Genomic DNA, 15281 nt, shown 5'->3' with positions numbered 1-15281 from the left:
CTTCGGCTGCTGCATCAGCGCGCGCGCGATCGCCACACGCTGCTGCTGGCCTCCCGACAGCGAGCGCGCCTCGTCCTTCGCCTTGTGGGCTATGCCGACCCTGTCGAGCAGCTCGAGCGCGCGCGTGCGGTGGGCGCTCGGGAACCCCCCGATGAGGTTCAGCGGTCCGGCATCGTGCAGCGCGCCCGTGAGCACGTTCGTGAGCACGCTGAGCCGGCCGATCAGGTTGAACTGCTGGAAGATCTGACCCACGTCGGCGCGGAGCCGGCGCAGTTCTCCGCGCTGCAGGTTCGCCACGTCGTGCCCGGCCACGCGCACGGCGCCCGCCCCGAGCGGCGCGAATCCCGTGAGCGTCCTCATCAGCGTCGACTTCCCGGATCCGCTGGATCCCAGCAGCGCCACGACCTCGCCCGGGTGCAGATCGAGGTCCACGCCGTCGAGGACGACCGGCCCGTCACCGTACGCGACGCGCAGGTCGCGCACGGTCACGAGCGGCAGCTGCTGTCGCAGCTCGGCCGTCGTGGGAGCGACCGCGGAGTCGGCCCCGCTCATCAGCCGAGGTCCGAGATGTCGACGTCGGCGATCGCGGCGATGTCGACGAACGGCTGGAACAGCTCGGGCTGCGGGTCGACGATCGCCTCGCCGCCCTGCATCGCCTCGAACATCGCGCCGAGCTGCTCGGCGTTCTCCTCGACGAACACCTTCGGGAGGACCTCCTTCAGCAGCTCGGCCTTCTCGGCGTCGATCTGCTGGTCCGCGAGCACCGTCACCGAGACGGGCATCGAGTCGCTCAGCCCGATCGAACGGGTCTCGCCCTCCTCGAACGGGAACATGTCGGGGTTGGTGCCCGCCATGGTGGGGAACAGCGTGGCGGTGCACGACACGTCGGCCTGGCCCTGCTTGAGCGCCTGGAAGCCCATCACGTGATCGCCCGCGAACAGGCTCGTGTAGTCGACGTCCTTCTCGAGGCCCGCGTCGTGCAGCATCTTGACCGGCATGAAGTAGCCCGAGCTCGACGCCGGGTCGGCGAACGCGACGACGGTCTCGGGCGTGATGTCCTCGAGCTTCTGCAGCGGCGAGTCGTCGAGCACGATGCAGGTCGAGACGGGCTCGTCCTTGCCGCCCCACGCGACCAGGGCGTCGATCTCCCCGGTGTTCACGGCGAGCGCGGACGGAAACCCGCTCATGAAGCCGATGTCGACGTGGTGGTTGCGCAGCGCCTCGAGCACCGCGGTGTAGTCGGGGACGTCGACGACCTCGACTACACGTCCGGTCTCCGCCTCGATCAGGTCGGCGAAGGCGACGACGGGGTTCGCGGCAGGGTCGTCTCCGAGCGGCGTGGTGGCGAACGTGATCGGCTCGGTCGCGTCGGCGGTCCCGGCGGACGCCGCGGCACCGGCGGAGGCGCCGGCGCAGCCGGTGAGCGCGAGCAGGGCGGACAGACCGAGAAGGCCGGCAGCAGGGAGGGCACGGCGATGCATGGGGGTTCCTTTCGGGAGGAAGGGGGTCGCTGATCAGGGAAGCCGCCGGAGGTGACGCGGAATTACGAGAACGCCGTACCTGAAAAGGAACGGGAGGTGAACACTCGACGGCCGCAGTCGCCCCTGCCGGACCGACGCTGTGCCGGTCGGTGCCGTCCGCACGCTACGTTGACGTGCGTGAGCACCCCCGCCCCGCAGCCACGCACCTTCCCGTTCGAGGCGCGGCCGCTGTTCGAGCCCGTGGATCCGCGAGCCGTACAGCGCTTCCACGAGGAGCTGAAGCGCCGCTCGCCCGGATTCGGCTTGAACGTCACGGCGATCGTGCTCCTCGTGATCGGCGGCATCGTCGTGGCGGGCGCGCTTCTGCCGATGCTGTTCGCCTTCGGAGCGTTCGCGATCGCGACCGCCGGGCGTGGCGGTGCGGCGGGTCTGCTGCCGGTGGTGCTGATCGTCCTGATCGTCTCCGGCATCGCGGTGGGCGTGTTCTTCCTGGTGCGGGCCAACCTGAGCTCGACCAAGGAGCGGCGCTACCGCCTGGACAGGTTCGCGCGCGCGAACGCGATGTCGTACCTCCCGAACCTCGCCGAGCCGCGACTGCCGGGAATGATCTTCAACCGCGGCAGCTCACGCGCCGCCAGCGACCTCGTCCGCGGCGAGCAGCCGCGCTTCGTGGAGTTCGCGAACTACCAGTACACGACCGGGTCCGGCAAGGAGCAGACGACGCACCGGTGGGGCTACGTGGCGATCCACCTCGGCACGCCCCTGCCGCACATCGTCCTCGACGCCGTCGGCAACAACTCGGTGTTCGGCTCGAACCTGCCCGCGCAGTTCGCCAAGGCGCAGCGGCTGAGTCTCGAGGGCGACTTCGACCGGTACTTCACGCTCTACTGCCCCGAGGGCTACGAGCGCGACGCGCTGTACCTGTTCACGCCCGACATCATGTCGCGGTTCATCGACAACGTCGCACAGCTCGACGTCGAGATCGTCGACGACTGGATGTTCCTCTACACCGGACGCCCGGTCTCGACCACGGATGCCGGCACGTGGGCATGGCTGTTCTCCGCGGTGTCCGCACTGATGGACAAGCTCGCGCAGTGGCAGCGCTGGCGTGACGAGCGACTCGCCGCCGAGCATGCGCGCGCCGTCGCGCAGGCGCAGGCCCGGTCCGCCCTGGCCGCGTCGAGCGGCGCTCCCCTGACCGCACCGCTGCCGTTCCACACCACGATGACCGCCGCCCCGCCGCCCGCGGCCGACTGGCTCGGGCCGAAGGGCGTCGCGCAGCCGGGTCGACGACTCCGCGGAGGCTTCCCGTGGGTCGCGGTCGTGGGCATCCTGGCGGTCGTGGGTCTCGCGCTGGCGCCGATCCTGTTCGGTGTGATCGGCGTCCTGCTCCACAGCTGATCGAGACCAGCGCCGACGCAAGGAAGAGTCAGGGCCCGGATGTGTCCTCCCCCGAGTCATCCGGACCCCGGCGATCAATCGGGATCTGATCGCACAGCCTGACGCCGGTGCCCCCCAGCACCGTCCGCCTGGCGACGTCTTCACCTGAAGAGACGCGGGCAGGCCGGATCGGTTACGCGAGTTCTGGAAGTTTTTTTCCGAGCACGGGCCGTCACCGGTCTGAGCGGCTGGATCGCGCGCGCGGGCGCGTCAGGAGAGGGGCCGAAGGATTCGGTCGAGGAAGCGCCGGGTGCGCTCGTTCTTCGGCGCGCGGAAGATCTGCTCGGCCGACCCGCGCTCGGCCACGACGCCGCCGTCGAGGAACAGCACCTCGTCGGCGACCTCGCGCGCGAACTGCAGCTCGTGCGTCACGACCACCATGGTCCAGCCCTCGTCGGCGAGCTCCTTCATGACGAGCAGCACCTCGCCGACGAGCTCGGGGTCGAGCGCCGACGTCGGCTCGTCGAACAGCAGCAGATCGGGACGCAGCGCGAGGGCGCGCACGATCCCGACGCGCTGCTGCTGACCGCCGGACAGCTCGTGCGGGTACGCGTCGCGCTTGGCAGCCAGCCCGACGCGGTCGAGCAGCTCCTCGGCACGCGCGATCGCCTCCGCTCGCGGCTCGCGCTGCACGGTCACGGGTCCCTCGATGACGTTCTGGATCACCGTGCGGTGCGGGAAGAGATTGTGGTGCTGGAACACCATCGCCGAGCGGTCGCGGACGGCGAACCGCTCCTGCTTCGTGACTCCGCGCGCGAAGTCGACCCGCGGTCCGCCGTCGAACACGAGCGTGCCGGCGTCCGGCGTCTCCAGTCCGTTCAGCGACCGCAGCACCGTGGTCTTGCCCGAACCGCTCGGCCCGATCAGGGCGACGACCTCGCCGCGGCGCACCTCGAGGTCGATGCCTCTGAGCACCTCGTGGTCTCCGAAGCTCTTGCGCACGTCGATCGCGCGCAGCAGCGGTGTCTCGATGACCGCGTCGGACGGCGTGACGTCGGCGGGACGGCGGCCGACCGGTGCATCCTCAGTGGGCGACATAGCGGTCGAGCCTCCTCTCCACGCGATCCTGCGCCGCGGCGAGCACCGTGCAGAACAGCCAGTAGATGAACGCCGCCAGGATGTAGACGGTCATGAACTCACTCGAGAAGGCGGCGATGCGCTGCGCCTCCTTGAACATCTCCGTGACGAGGATCGTCGACGCGAGCGACGTGTCCTTCACCAGCGAGATGAAGGTGTTCGACAGGGGCGGCACGCTCACGCGCGCCGCCTGCGGCAGGATGATCCGGCGCAGCGTCACGGCGTTCGACATGCCGATCGTGTAGCCGGCCTCCCACTGCCCGCGGGGGACGGACAGGATCGCGGCGCGGATGATCTCGGCCGCGTAGCCTCCGACGTTCATCGACAGCGCGATGATCGCGGACGGCCAGGGCGGCAGCGTGATCCCGAGCGACGGCAGTCCGTAGAAGATCACGAAGAGCTGCACGAGCAGCGGCGTGCCGCGGATCGCCGAGACGTAGGCACGGCCGATCCACGACAGCACGCGGTTGGGCGACAGCCGCAGCAGCGCGATGCCCAGCGCGATCACCAGGCCCAGCGCGAACGACGCGAGGGTCAGCGGGATCGTGCCCGTCAGGCCGCCGAGCAGCAGCGGCCAGAAGGCTTCGCCGACGAGCTGCCAGTCCATCCGGCTCCCCCTTCCCGCGCACGCCCGCGGCCGCGCATGTCCCAGTCTGTGCCGGAATGCGGATCAGCGTGTCGCACTTGACGCCGCTGTCGCGCCCGGGATACCGGCGAGAAGTGGGACGCGCGTCCTGCGGCGTGTTACTTGCTGACGTCCTCGCCGAAGAACTCCTCGCCCAGTTCGGCGAGCGTGCCGTCCTCCGACAGCTCGGCGAGGGCGCCGTCGATCGCCTCGGCGAGCTCGGCGTTGTCGTTCGTGACGACGAACGCCATCTCGCCCTGCTCGGGCGTCTCGGCCGCGATCTTCAGGCCCGCGTCGGGGTTCTGCGCGACGTAGTCGAGGTACGTGAGCTTGTCGTTGATGGTCGCGTCGACGCGGCCCTGCGCGAGCAGCTCGACCGACTGCGCCCAGCCCTCGACGGGCTCGACCTTGGCGCCCGACTCCTCGGCGAGCGCGTACCAGTTGCTCGAGAGCGACTGGGCCGTGGTCTTGCCGTCGAGGTCGTCGAACGACGCGATGTCGGTGACGTCCTCCGGGACGACGATGACGCCGGGAGAGACCGTGTACGGCGCCGAGAACGTGTACTTCGCCTCGCGCTCGTCGTTGATCGTGACCTGGTTCGCGATGGTCTCGAAGCGGCCGGCGTCGAGCCCGGCGAAGATCGCATCCCACTGCGTCTCCTGGAACTCGATCTCGACGCCGAGCTTCTCGCCGACCGCGCGCGCGACCTCGACGTCGTAGCCCGTGAGCTCACCCGATCCGTCCGCGTGGAAGCTGAAGGGAGGGTAGGTGCCCTCGGTCGCCACGACGAGCGTGCCGTCCGACAGCGCGGCGGGCCCGTCTGCGGTCGCACCGTCCTCGGCGGACTGGCTTGCGCAGCCGGCCAGGGCGAGCAGGGCCGCGGAGGCGACGGTGGCGGTGGCGATGCGGGAGATGCGCATGTGAGGGGATCCTTCGGGAAGCGGATTGCGGGCGAGGGCCCGACCATCAAGCTCAGCACGGGGCCCAAGGGTTGTCGAACCGCCGTGACGCCGTGTTTCTTCCCGCGGGCGACGCGCCGTCCCGCTGAATGGGTGCCCGGTCGGCCGCTCACGGCATAGGCTCTGGCCGTGGCAGACACCCCCGGCATCGTCGCTCGAGGCCTGCGGCGTTCCTTCGGCGACGTGCACGCGGTGTCCGACGCGACGTTCGAGGCGCCGGCCGGCAGGGTCACGGCGCTCGTGGGGCCCAACGGCTCCGGCAAGACCACGCTGCTGCTGATGCTCGCCTCGCTGCTGCGCCCGGACGCGGGGTCCGTGCGGATCGCGGGAGCCGACCCGGTCGAGGGGGCCGCGGACGTGCGGGCGCGCATCGGCTGGATGCCCGACGCGCTCGGCGCGTGGCCGTCCCTCACCGCTCGCGAGACGCTCATCGTCACCGGACGGCTGTACCGCCTGCCGCGCGAGCGCGCGGCGGCGAGGGCAGCGGAGCTGCTCGGGCTCGTGGGTCTCGTCGACCTCGCCGACCGCCCGGCGCGCGTGCTCTCGCGCGGCCAGAAGCAGCGCCTGGGACTGGCGCGGGCGCTCGTGCACGACCCCGCGGTGCTCCTGCTGGACGAGCCCGCGTCCGGGCTGGATCCGCAGGCGCGCATCGAACTGCGCGTGCTGCTGCGGGGACTCGCGGCGGACGGCCGCACGATCCTGGTCTCGAGCCACGTGCTCTCCGAGCTCGAGGAGATCGCGGACGGCGCGGTGTACATGGTCAAGGGCGCGACGGTGGCGGACGACCGGGTCGCGCGGGCCGGGTCTGGCACACGCGACTGGCGCATCCGCTTCCTGCCGGGCCGGGACCCGGCCGCGTCGGGGGAGTTCGTCTCCGCGCTCGTCGGCGCGGGCGTCGACGTCTCGACCGTGCGCCGTGATCGCAGCGACCTGGTCGTGCCGCTCGCCTCCGACGAGACCGCGGCAGCCTGCCTCGCGTCGCTCGTCGCGGCCGGTCTCCCCGTGGTGGAGTTCGCCCCCGTCACGGGGCGGCTCGAGCAGACGTTCCTGGGGCTGGGCACACCGGAGGATCGCGCGTCGTGAGCACCTATCTGAGCGGCCTCGGCACGATCGTCGGCCTCGAGCTGCGCCAGCGCGTGCGCAGCGTCGCCTGGTACGTCCTCCTGGGCGTGTTCGCCGCGCTGCTGCTGATCGTGACCGTGCTCGCGTTCATGGTCTCGGGCAACTGGGACGCGGTGGGCGGCCTCGTGTACTCGATCGTCGTGCTGTTCGTGCTGCTGCTGGCCACGCTCGTGTCGCCTGCCCTGAGCGGCAACGCGATCAACGGCGACCGCGACGCCGCGACACTCGCGCCCGTCCAGGTCACGCTGGCCACGACCGGGCAGATCGTGCTCGGCAAGTTCCTCGCGGCCTGGGTCACCGGGCTGGCGTTCCTCGCGGTCGCCGTGCCCTTCATCCTGATCGCGACGATCGCGGGCGGCAGCGCGCCCGGGGTGATCATGGTGTCGCTGCTCGTGCTGGTCGCCGAGGTGGGCGTGGTCGCCGCGATCGGCGTGGGGCTCTCCGGCGTGCTGGCGCGGCCGCTGTTCTCCGTCGCGGTGACGTACCTGGCGGTCGCGGCCCTGAGCATCGGCACGCTGATCGCGTTCGGCCTGGGTGGCGCGGCGGTGCGCACCGAGGTCGTCATGGAGAACCGATACCTCGTGTACGAGGGCGAGCCACCGTACGAGTGCGGGCAGTGGGAGACCTTCCGGTCGGAGACGCCGCGGTTCGACCTCGTGTGGGGCTTCCTGGCCGCGAACCCCTACGTGATCCTGGCGGATGCGACGCCCACGACGCTGGATCGCAACGGCATGCCCGTCGACCTCTTCGGCCAGATCAAGCTCGGCATCCGCTTCGCGCAGCAGACGCCCGACCCGCACCCGGTGTACGACGAGTGCGAGCAGCCGCAGGGCCAGCAGGCGCCGACGCCCGAGGACATCCTCGCGTCGTCGACCCCGAGCTGGTTCGTCGGGCTCGCCATCCACGTGCTGCTCGCGGCGGGTGCGCTGTGGTGGGCGTGGGCGCGCACGCGCACACCCGCCGGCCGCCTGCCGACCGGCACGCGTATCGCCTGACGCGCCCGCGGTCCGCGCGGGCGGCGATCGCGCTCAGAACAGCACGACGGGCTTGATGACCTCCCCCGACTCGGAGTCGTCGAACGCCGTGTTGATGTCGTCGAACGCGTAGGTCTTCACCAGTCGGTCGAACGGGAAGTGCCCCGCGCGATGCAGCGCGATCAGCTCGGGGATGAACAGCTGCGGGACGGCGTCGCCCTCGACGACCCACGTGATCCGGATCCCGCGCGACAGCGCGGTGGGCAGATCGATCACGCCCTCGCTGCCGGCCGACGCGGCGCCCAGCGCACCCGCGTGGCCAGCGACCCCGAGCGCGTCGATCATCTGGCGGAAGACGCGCGGGTTGCCCGTCGTGTCGAGCGCGGTCTGGACGCCGCCGCCCGTGATCTCGTGGATGCGCGCGACCGCGTCCTCGTCCGCGCCGTTGACGACGTGCGTCGCTCCCAGCTCGGTGGCGAGCTCGAGCCGGGCGTCGTTGATGTCGACCGCGATGATCGTGCCGGCGCGGCTGGCGACCGCGCCCAGCAGCGCGGACAGGCCGACGGCCCCCGCCCCGAACACGACGAAGCTGCCGCCGGGCGCCAGCCGCAGCACGTTGAGCACCGCGCCCGCTCCGGTCTGGACGCCGCAGCCGAGCGGGCCGGCGAGCTCGAGCGGGAAGTCCTCGGGGATCTTCACGACGCTGCGCACGGATGCGTTGACGACCTCGGCGAACGAGGACTGTCCGAAGAAGTGGGAGCGCACGGGCGATCCGTCGGCGGTCGTGAACGCGCTGGACCCGTCGGGGCGCCCGCCCGCGAAGTTGTGGATGTAGATGTTCTCGCAGTAGGCCGGATGGCCCGACAGGCAGGAGCGGCACGTGCCGCAGCTGTTGACGCTCAGCACCACGTGGTCGCCGGGGCTGAGATGGGTCACGGCGGCGCCCACCTTCTCGACGACGCCGGCGCCCTCGTGCCCCAGCACCATGGGCAGCCCGCTGGTGGGGATCCACCCGTCGCGCACGACCGCGTCGGTGTGGCACACGCCCGTCGCGACCATGCGCACCTGCACCTCATCGGCCCGGGGCTCGTCGAGGGCGAGCTCCTGGATCCGCAGCGGCGCGTGCAGCTCCTCGACGACGGCAGCCTTGACGTTCATCCGAAACCTCCTTGTGACGGGCGCCGCGCTCGCGGCGTCGCGACTCTACGCCGCGGCCGCGGGGGCGGGCGAGCGTCGCTTCCGCTGAAAGGGAGGCGCGGGGCTACGCGGGCGGGCCGTCGGCCGCGCGCGCCTCGTCGCGGCGGCGGATGAGCTCGCGGCGCGTGCGGGAGGTGAGCAGCGACGGATCGCCGAGAGCCGGAAGCGCGGGCCACGCATCGGGGTCCGCGACGCCGAGCGCCGCGAGGTACGCGCCCGCCCGACCGGCGGGACTGCCGCCGCGCAGCCCCAGGGAGGCCATGAGCGCGGCGGGCTGTGCGGGACCGGCCGGCTCGAACGCATCGTTCGCCGTGCCCGCGATCCACGCGATCGCGGCGGCGGCCAGCTCGGGCTTGCCCTAAGCGAAAAGGCGGGCATCGGCCTCCGCGAGCAGATCGGCGATGCGGGCGGCCGAGACGGCCAGCTCGGGATCGCCGAACACCTCCGCGCACGCCCGCTCCGCGAGACCGCGCACGGTCTCGAGGCCGGCGAGGGCGCCAGCATCCAGGCCGCGGTGGTCCGGAACGACGCGCGTGATCGGGATCGCGTCGAGCGCGTCCAGGTGCCGGCGACCGCCGACCCGCACGGCGAGCGACGCGAGCTCGTCCCCGCGCCGGGCGGGGTCGTCGTCGCCGGACTCGAGCAGGTGCCGCAGGGAGTCCTCGAGCTCGTCGACCGCCTCGAGCGACGCGCGCGTGAACCGCTCCGCCACGCCCGTGCGGGAGTGCCCCTCCTCGATCACGGCGCGCAGCGCGTCCACCATGCCGTCGGGATCGGACTGCGCCGCCTCCTCGAACGGCAGCAGGTCGAGCAGCAGCGTCTCGACGAACGTGTCGCTCCACAGCCTCGGGTCGCCCGCGCCGCTGTGCTCGCGGTTGAGGGCGACGAGCGTGCGCGCGTGCTGCTCGGATCCGGTGAGCCGCTGCGCCACCGCGGCCACCAGCTCGTCGTCCAGGGCGGGATCCGCGTCGGCCCGTGGGAAGCCCTCGCCGCCCTCCGGCAGCGCCCGCAGGATCCAGGCCAGCAGCGGGCGGCACGACGGCCACGTCGCCGTGACGAGCGGAGGATCGAGCGCCAGGTCGTCCGCGATCGCGCGCTCGATGCGCGCGCGGGCGTCGGCCGGCGCGATCTCGGCACGCGGGAACTCGTCCGCGTCGACCCCGCGGGCGCCGGCGGCGAGCGCGGTCTCCAGCGTCTCGGGCGCGAGGAAGGCGTCTGCGATCAGGCCGCCCGCGTCCCGGTCGATGAACACCGTCGCGGTGGCGGGCGTGCCGTCCGCGAGCGTCGCGCCGATCAGGATCGTCGCGTCCGCGCCGAGCACGTGGTCGAACGCCGCGGTCCCCGTGATCCGCGGCGCGCCGACCTGTGCGATCCAGTCCGGCAGCCGCCACCGGCCGCCGGCCTCGGCCCGGATGCGCGCCGCGAGCGCGGTGTCGGCCGAGCCGGACCCGTCGAGCAGCGTCGCCATCGCGAGCAGCAGCGCGTCGGACTGCCGCACGGCGTCGGCGAGCGTGCGGTCGACCATGTCGCCGAGCGTGGGCATGCCGCTCACGGGGCGGCCTTCCGGATCGAGCGGTCGCCGCAGCATCTCGAGCACGATCGACGCGTACGCCAGCAGGTCGAACGCGTCTCCCCGCAGCGCCTCGTCGACGTTGCGGATGAGGTCGAGGTCGCGTCTGGCCACTGCTCGAGCGTATCCGCGCGGGACGCGTGCGGCCGACCGATATGGCGCGCGGATAGACTGGATCCCCGTCCGGCCCGCCGCCCGTCGAGGAGCCTCCCGCGTGACCACCCCCACGATCGATACCGTCGCCAACGCGGCCGCCACGCCTGAGCGCGAGCAGCCCTTCGAGGCGCTGGGTCTGAAGCCCGACGAGTACGCGAAGATCCGCGAGATCCTCGGCCGCCGCCCCACCTCGGGCGAGCTGGCGATGTACTCCGTGATGTGGTCCGAGCACTGCTCCTACAAGTCGAGCAAGATCTACCTGCGCCGCTTCGGGCAGAAGGTCTCGGACGAGATGAAGAAGCGCCTGATGGTCGGCATGGGCCAGAACGCCGGCGTCGTCGACGTGGGCGAGGGCTGGGCCGTGACGTTCAAGGTGGAGTCGCACAACCATCCCTCCTACATCGAGCCGTTCCAGGGCGCCGCGACCGGCGTCGGCGGCATCGTGCGCGACATCATCTCGATGGGCGCCCGTCCCGTCGCCGTCATGGATCAGCTGCGCTTCGGCGCGATCGACCACCCCGACACCGCTCGCGTCGTGCACGGCGTCGTGAGCGGCATCTCGTCGTACGGCAACTGCCTCGGCCTGCCCAACATCGGCGGCGAGACCGTGTTCGACGGCGTCTACCAGGCCAACCCGCTCGTCAACGCGCTCGCGGTGGGCGTCATGCGGCACGAGGACATCCGCCTCGCCAACGCCACCGGCGCGGGCAACAAGGTCGTGCTGTTCGGCGCCCGCACGGGCGGCGACGGCATCGGCGGCGCGTCGATCCTCGCCTCCGACACGTTCGCCGACGGCGGCCCGACCAAGCGCCCCGCGGTGCAGGTGGGCGACCCGTTCGCCGAGAAGGTGCTCATCGAGTGCTGCCTCGAGCTGTACGCGGGCGACCTCGTGGAGGCGATCCAGGACCTCGGCGCCGCGGGCATCTCGTGCGCCACGAGCGAGCTCGCCGCCAACGGCGGATCGGGCATGAACGTCGAGCTCACGAACGTGCTGCTGCGCGATCCCTCGCTCACCGCCGAGGAGATCCTGATGAGCGAGTCTCAGGAGCGCATGATGGCGATCGTCGCGCCCGAGAAGCTCGACGCGTTCCTCGAGGTCGTCGAGAAGTGGGACGTCGAGACCAGCGTGCTCGGCGAGGTCACGGGCGACGGCCGCCTCGTCATCACGTGGGACGGCGAGACCATCGTCGACGTCGACCCCACGACCGTCGCAGTCGACGGCCCGGTCTACGAGCGTCCCGTCGCCTACCCCGCCTGGCTCGACGCGCTGCAGGCAGACTCGGCCGCGGTCCTCGCTCGGCCCACGGAGGGCGCCGAGATCCTGGATCAGCTGAAGAGGCTGACGGCGTCGCCCAACCTGGCCGACGCGAGCTGGATCACGAACCAGTACGACTACTACGTGCTCGGAAACACGGCGCTCGCCTTCCCCGACGACGCGGGCATGATCCGCGTCGACGAGGAGACGGGCCTTGGCGTCTCGATCGCGACGGATGCGAACGGCCGCTACTGCCAGCTCGACCCCTACGCGGGCGCGCAGCTGGCCCTCGCGGAGGCGTACCGCAACGTCGCCGTCACGGGCGCTTCGCCTGTCGCCGTGACCGACTGCCTGAACTTCGGCTCTCCCGAGAACCCCGAGGTCATGTGGCAGTTCTCGCAGGCCGTCGACGGCCTGTCCGACGCGTGCCTCGAGCTGGGCGTCCCCGTCACGGGCGGCAACGTGTCGTTCTACAACCAGACCGGCGACGTCCCGATCCACCCGACCCCGGTCGTCGGCGTGCTGGGCATCATCGACGACGTCGCACGCCGCATCCCGAGCGGATGGCAGGACGCCGGCGAGAACATCTACCTGCTCGGCACGACCGGCCTCGAGCTGGACGGATCGGCGTGGGCCGGCACGATCCACGGTCACCTCGGCGGGCGCCCGCCCAAGGTCGACCTCGCGGGCGAGCGCCGGCTGGCGGGCCTGATCCAGGCCGCGAAGGACGAGATGCTCGTCTCAAGCGCGCACGACCTGTCGGAGGGCGGCCTCGCCCAGGCGCTCGTCGACGCGGTGCTGCGCTTCGGCGTCGGCGCCCGCGTGTGGCTGCGCGAGCTCATGGAGACCTCCGGCATCGACGCCGCCACGGCGCTGTTCTCCGAGTCGACCGGCCGCGTGATCGTCACGGTCCCTCGCGAGGAGGACGTGAAGTTCCGCGGGCTGTGCGAGGGCCGCGGCTACCCCGTGCTGCGCATCGGCGTGACCGACGCCGGTTCCGACGCGGAGGGCCCGGCTCTCGAGGTGACCGACCTGTTCACCGTGCCGGTGGCCGAGCTTCGCGCGCTGTCGACGGGCACGCTTCCCGCCGCCTTCGGCCCGACGGTCGCGGAGCCGGTGGCGTCATGACCGACCCGATGCGGATCAACCACTCCGAGCTGGAGGCCGACGGTGAGGCCGCGGACGTCTGGTCGGAGCGCCGCAATCGACGCATCCGCGTCGTCGCGTGGGTGGTGATCGGCGCGCTGCTCGTCACGGGCGGCGGCGCGACCGTGTTCGCCCTGCTGCTGGGCTGAGCCGGTGTTCGGACGTCGCGTCGAGTCCCCGCTGCCCGGCGCGCCGTGGTCGGGCGGGGGAACCACCGCGGAGATCGTGCCCGTCGCCCTGCCGGGTCTGCTCGGGCGCAGGACGGTGCCGTGCGTCCGCTTCGCGGACGGCGCGACGTTCCGCCTCGACGACCTGCGGGACGCGGCCGCGGGACGCGCGACGATCCTGGAGACCGTCACGGGTGATCCGCTCGCCTTCCTGTTCCGCGCCGACGCCCCTGCCGCAGACTCCGTCATCGCGCCGCTCGCCGCCGGCGCGGATCCCGCGTCGTGGATCCTCGCGCACGCGACCGGTTACGACGGCGCCGTCTCGCTCGGCTCCGTGCTCTCCGCGGCCGACGTCGTCAGCCTCGGAGCCTGGGCGTCGGGGCGCTGACGTCCACCACGCCCTGCACCTAGAGTCTGAACGTGGACGAGATCCTGAGGTTCGTCGGCGGTTACTGGTGGATCGTGTTTCCGCTCATGGGCGTCGCCAGCGGCGTGGGCGGCTGGTGGTCGAAGTACACGAAGGACCGCCACAAGCGCCGGCTCGAGCTGATCCGCGCCAAGGCCGAGGCGAAAGCTCTCGCGGCGCAGGCGCTGCCCGCGGGCGTGGCGGAGTCGGATGCCCGCACGCGCGCCGATCGGCTGACGCGACTGATGGACGCGCACGACGACGTGACCCGGCGCTGGCTCGACTACGAGCTGGACGTCGCCAAGCTCATCGCCTTCCCGACGATGAGCGACGGCCGCGAGCCGCTGACGGCGGCGTTCCTGCGCGCCAAGAAGGTCGCCGACGAGCTGCGACCGCCGTCGGCCCAGGCACGGCTCGACGCCGACGCCCTCGCCGAGTACCGCGACGCCGTGCACGACTACGAGGTCGCGTTCGACGTGGCCGAGCAGGATGCGCGCCGCGTGCGGGACAGCGGGTTCACGGAGGCCGAGCGCAAGCGGCTGCATCGCGCGCAGCAGCTGCTTCAGGTCGCGGTCGACACCTCGGCGACGCCGGCCGAGCGGCAGGTGGCCTACAAGCGCGTGCGGGAGGAGCTCGACGGCCTGATCGCGGTCTCGGAGGAGGCGATCGAGGTGCTCGAGAAGAAGGTCGCGCCGCCGATCGAGCAGCGCCGCCCGCCCGAGCCCGCCTGACGTCCCGCCGTCGCGGCTTGGCGGCCGCCCGCCCGGCCGGCCGGAGGCGGGCGCGCACCCGTTCACCGAACCGGCATCCGGCCTCGCGCGGGGTGGATGATCCGGCGGGGTTTCGCGAGCAGGCACGCCCGCTTCGGATGCCCGACGCGCCAATTGTCGGCAGTCCGCAGTAGCGTCATCCGTGATGTCCCAGGCAGCGTCTCGCCTCCCCCCCGCGCCCTCCCTCACCGACGATCCGGCGGGTGCGCCTCCGGGCGTGCCCGAGACGCCGCGGTGGCGGCGGCTCGACTGGCGGCGCCTGCGCGGCATCGCGTCGTTCCTCGCGCTCATGCTGCTCCTGGCGGGGGCGATCGGGCAGGCCGCCGGCGCCGTCGTCGCCGGGTGGCTCGCCGCGAATGCCACGACCAGCGCGCTGCTCCTCTTCGCCCTGTGCGTCGTCGGCGGCGCGGTGCTCGACAGCGTCGGCCAGGTGCTGTGGGCCGGGGTCGTCGACCGCGCCGAGGGGCGCCTGCGCGCCGACCTGCTGACCGCCGCGATGAGCCAGCCGCTGTCCGTGCTGTCCGAGCAGGCGGTGGGCGAGGTGATGGACCGCGTCGACGACGACACGCGCGCGGTCGGCTCGCTCGTCCGGCGCCAGCTGTGGGGCGCGGGACGCACGGTCGCGGGCGTCGTGCCGCTGTGGATCGTCGCCAGCGTCGCGTGGTGGCCCGCGTGGATCGTCTTCCCCGTGCTGGGCGTGCTCGTGGCCCTCGCGGCGCGGCCGCTGCTGCGCGAGATCGCACGCCGCAAGGTCGTCGAGGAGGAGGCGTGGACGGATCACGCCGCCGCGTTCGAGGAGGCGGTCGCGGCGCGCAACGATCTGCGCACGAGCCTGGGCCAGGCGTTCGCGGTGCGGCGCCTCGCGCAGATCTCCGCGGTCGTGCACGCCCGCCTGCGCGAGCTCACGGGCCTCGAGATGCGCCTGATCTACCGCGC

At 72.2% G+C, this 15281-nt stretch carries 16 protein-coding genes; 8 read left to right on the top strand and 8 right to left on the bottom strand.

Features of this window, described 5'->3' with window-relative positions; all coding sequences use genetic code 11:
• A partial coding sequence (locus RIF89_RS04590; protein WP_309067961.1) for an ATP-binding cassette domain-containing protein occupies positions 1 to 552 on the bottom strand: 552 nt, incomplete at its 3' end.
• Positions 552 to 1481 (bottom strand): PhnD/SsuA/transferrin family substrate-binding protein, encoded by a 930-nt coding sequence (locus RIF89_RS04585; protein ID WP_309067960.1) that lies wholly within the window; start codon positions 1479 to 1481, stop codon positions 552 to 554. The genes RIF89_RS04585 and RIF89_RS04590, both read right to left, overlap by 1 nt.
• 177 nt (positions 1482 to 1658) lie before the next feature.
• On the opposite strand from RIF89_RS04585, the gene RIF89_RS04580 reads away from it, so the two are divergent.
• Complete coding sequence (locus RIF89_RS04580) at positions 1659 to 2882, top strand: hypothetical protein (RefSeq protein WP_309067959.1); 1224 nt, start codon at positions 1659 to 1661, stop codon at positions 2880 to 2882.
• A 249-nt stretch (positions 2883 to 3131) separates the two neighbouring features.
• Here RIF89_RS04580 and RIF89_RS04575 read toward each other — a convergent pair whose 3' ends face one another.
• The 3 genes from RIF89_RS04575 to RIF89_RS04565 form a co-directional block, all read right to left on the bottom strand.
• Positions 3132 to 3959 (bottom strand): amino acid ABC transporter ATP-binding protein, encoded by an 828-nt coding sequence (locus tag RIF89_RS04575; RefSeq protein ID WP_309067958.1) that lies wholly within the window; start codon positions 3957 to 3959, stop codon positions 3132 to 3134.
• Positions 3946 to 4605, bottom strand: coding sequence for an amino acid ABC transporter permease (locus RIF89_RS04570; RefSeq protein WP_309067957.1), 660 nt, complete (start codon positions 4603 to 4605; stop codon positions 3946 to 3948). Before RIF89_RS04570 ends, RIF89_RS04575 begins: the two co-directional genes overlap by 14 nt.
• Positions 4606 to 4742: 137 nt before the next feature.
• Positions 4743 to 5543, bottom strand: coding sequence for an amino acid ABC transporter substrate-binding protein (locus RIF89_RS04565; RefSeq protein WP_309067956.1), 801 nt, complete (start codon positions 5541 to 5543; stop codon positions 4743 to 4745).
• A gap of 168 nt (positions 5544 to 5711) precedes the next feature.
• Here RIF89_RS04565 and RIF89_RS04560 point away from each other — a divergent pair, with 168 nt between their 5' ends.
• Together RIF89_RS04560 and RIF89_RS04555 are read left to right on the top strand one after the other, a co-directional pair.
• Positions 5712 to 6665 carry an ABC transporter ATP-binding protein gene (locus RIF89_RS04560; protein ID WP_309067955.1) on the top strand — a complete coding sequence of 318 codons (954 nt, stop codon included), beginning with the start codon at positions 5712 to 5714 and terminating at the stop codon, positions 6663 to 6665.
• Complete coding sequence (locus tag RIF89_RS04555; RefSeq protein ID WP_309067954.1) at positions 6662 to 7699, top strand: ABC transporter permease; 1038 nt, start codon at positions 6662 to 6664, stop codon at positions 7697 to 7699. The genes RIF89_RS04560 and RIF89_RS04555 overlap by 4 nt, the downstream gene beginning before the upstream one ends.
• 33 nt (positions 7700 to 7732) lie before the next feature.
• Here the strand turns inward: RIF89_RS04555 and RIF89_RS04550 are convergent, their stop codons facing one another.
• The 3 genes from RIF89_RS04550 to RIF89_RS04540 all read right to left on the bottom strand — a co-directional run bounded on the left by RIF89_RS04550 (position 7733) and on the right by RIF89_RS04540 (position 10559).
• Entirely contained in the window at positions 7733 to 8836 is a 1104-nt protein-coding gene (locus tag RIF89_RS04550) for an NAD(P)-dependent alcohol dehydrogenase (protein WP_309067953.1), read from the bottom strand.
• 103 nt (positions 8837 to 8939) lie between these two features.
• Complete coding sequence (locus RIF89_RS04545) at positions 8940 to 9137, bottom strand: hypothetical protein (RefSeq protein ID WP_309067952.1); 198 nt, start codon at positions 9135 to 9137, stop codon at positions 8940 to 8942.
• Positions 9138 to 9233: 96 nt separating this feature from the next.
• On the bottom strand, positions 9234 to 10559 hold the full coding sequence (locus tag RIF89_RS04540; RefSeq protein WP_309067951.1) for a hypothetical protein: 1326 nt from the start codon (positions 10557 to 10559) through the stop codon (positions 9234 to 9236).
• Positions 10560 to 10659: 100 nt separating this feature from the next.
• On the opposite strand from RIF89_RS04540, the gene purL reads away from it, so the two are divergent.
• The 5 genes from purL to RIF89_RS04515 form a co-directional block, all read left to right on the top strand.
• Entirely contained in the window at positions 10660 to 12984 is a 2325-nt protein-coding gene (gene purL / locus RIF89_RS04535; RefSeq protein WP_309067950.1) for a phosphoribosylformylglycinamidine synthase subunit PurL, read from the top strand.
• Positions 12981 to 13151: a hypothetical protein gene (locus RIF89_RS04530; RefSeq protein WP_309067949.1), complete on the top strand. Its 171-nt coding sequence runs from the start codon at positions 12981 to 12983 to the stop codon at positions 13149 to 13151. The genes purL and RIF89_RS04530 overlap by 4 nt, the downstream gene beginning before the upstream one ends.
• A 4-nt stretch (positions 13152 to 13155) precedes the next feature.
• A complete protein-coding gene (locus RIF89_RS04525; protein WP_309067948.1) occupies positions 13156 to 13557 on the top strand; it encodes a hypothetical protein in 402 nt (133 codons plus the stop codon).
• A 32-nt stretch (positions 13558 to 13589) separates the two neighbouring features.
• Positions 13590 to 14306 carry a hypothetical protein gene (locus RIF89_RS04520; protein WP_309067947.1) on the top strand — a complete coding sequence of 239 codons (717 nt, stop codon included), beginning with the start codon at positions 13590 to 13592 and terminating at the stop codon, positions 14304 to 14306.
• A 256-nt stretch (positions 14307 to 14562) separates the two neighbouring features.
• Positions 14563 to 15281 (top strand): ABC transporter transmembrane domain-containing protein (locus tag RIF89_RS04515; protein ID WP_309067946.1); only part of this gene is annotated, 719 nt, incomplete at its 3' end.

This window comes from Microbacterium sp., assembly GCF_031178525.1.
Taxonomy (GTDB): domain Bacteria; phylum Actinomycetota; class Actinomycetes; order Actinomycetales; family Microbacteriaceae; genus Microbacterium.
This window is presented reverse-complemented; position numbering and strand designations above follow the sequence as displayed.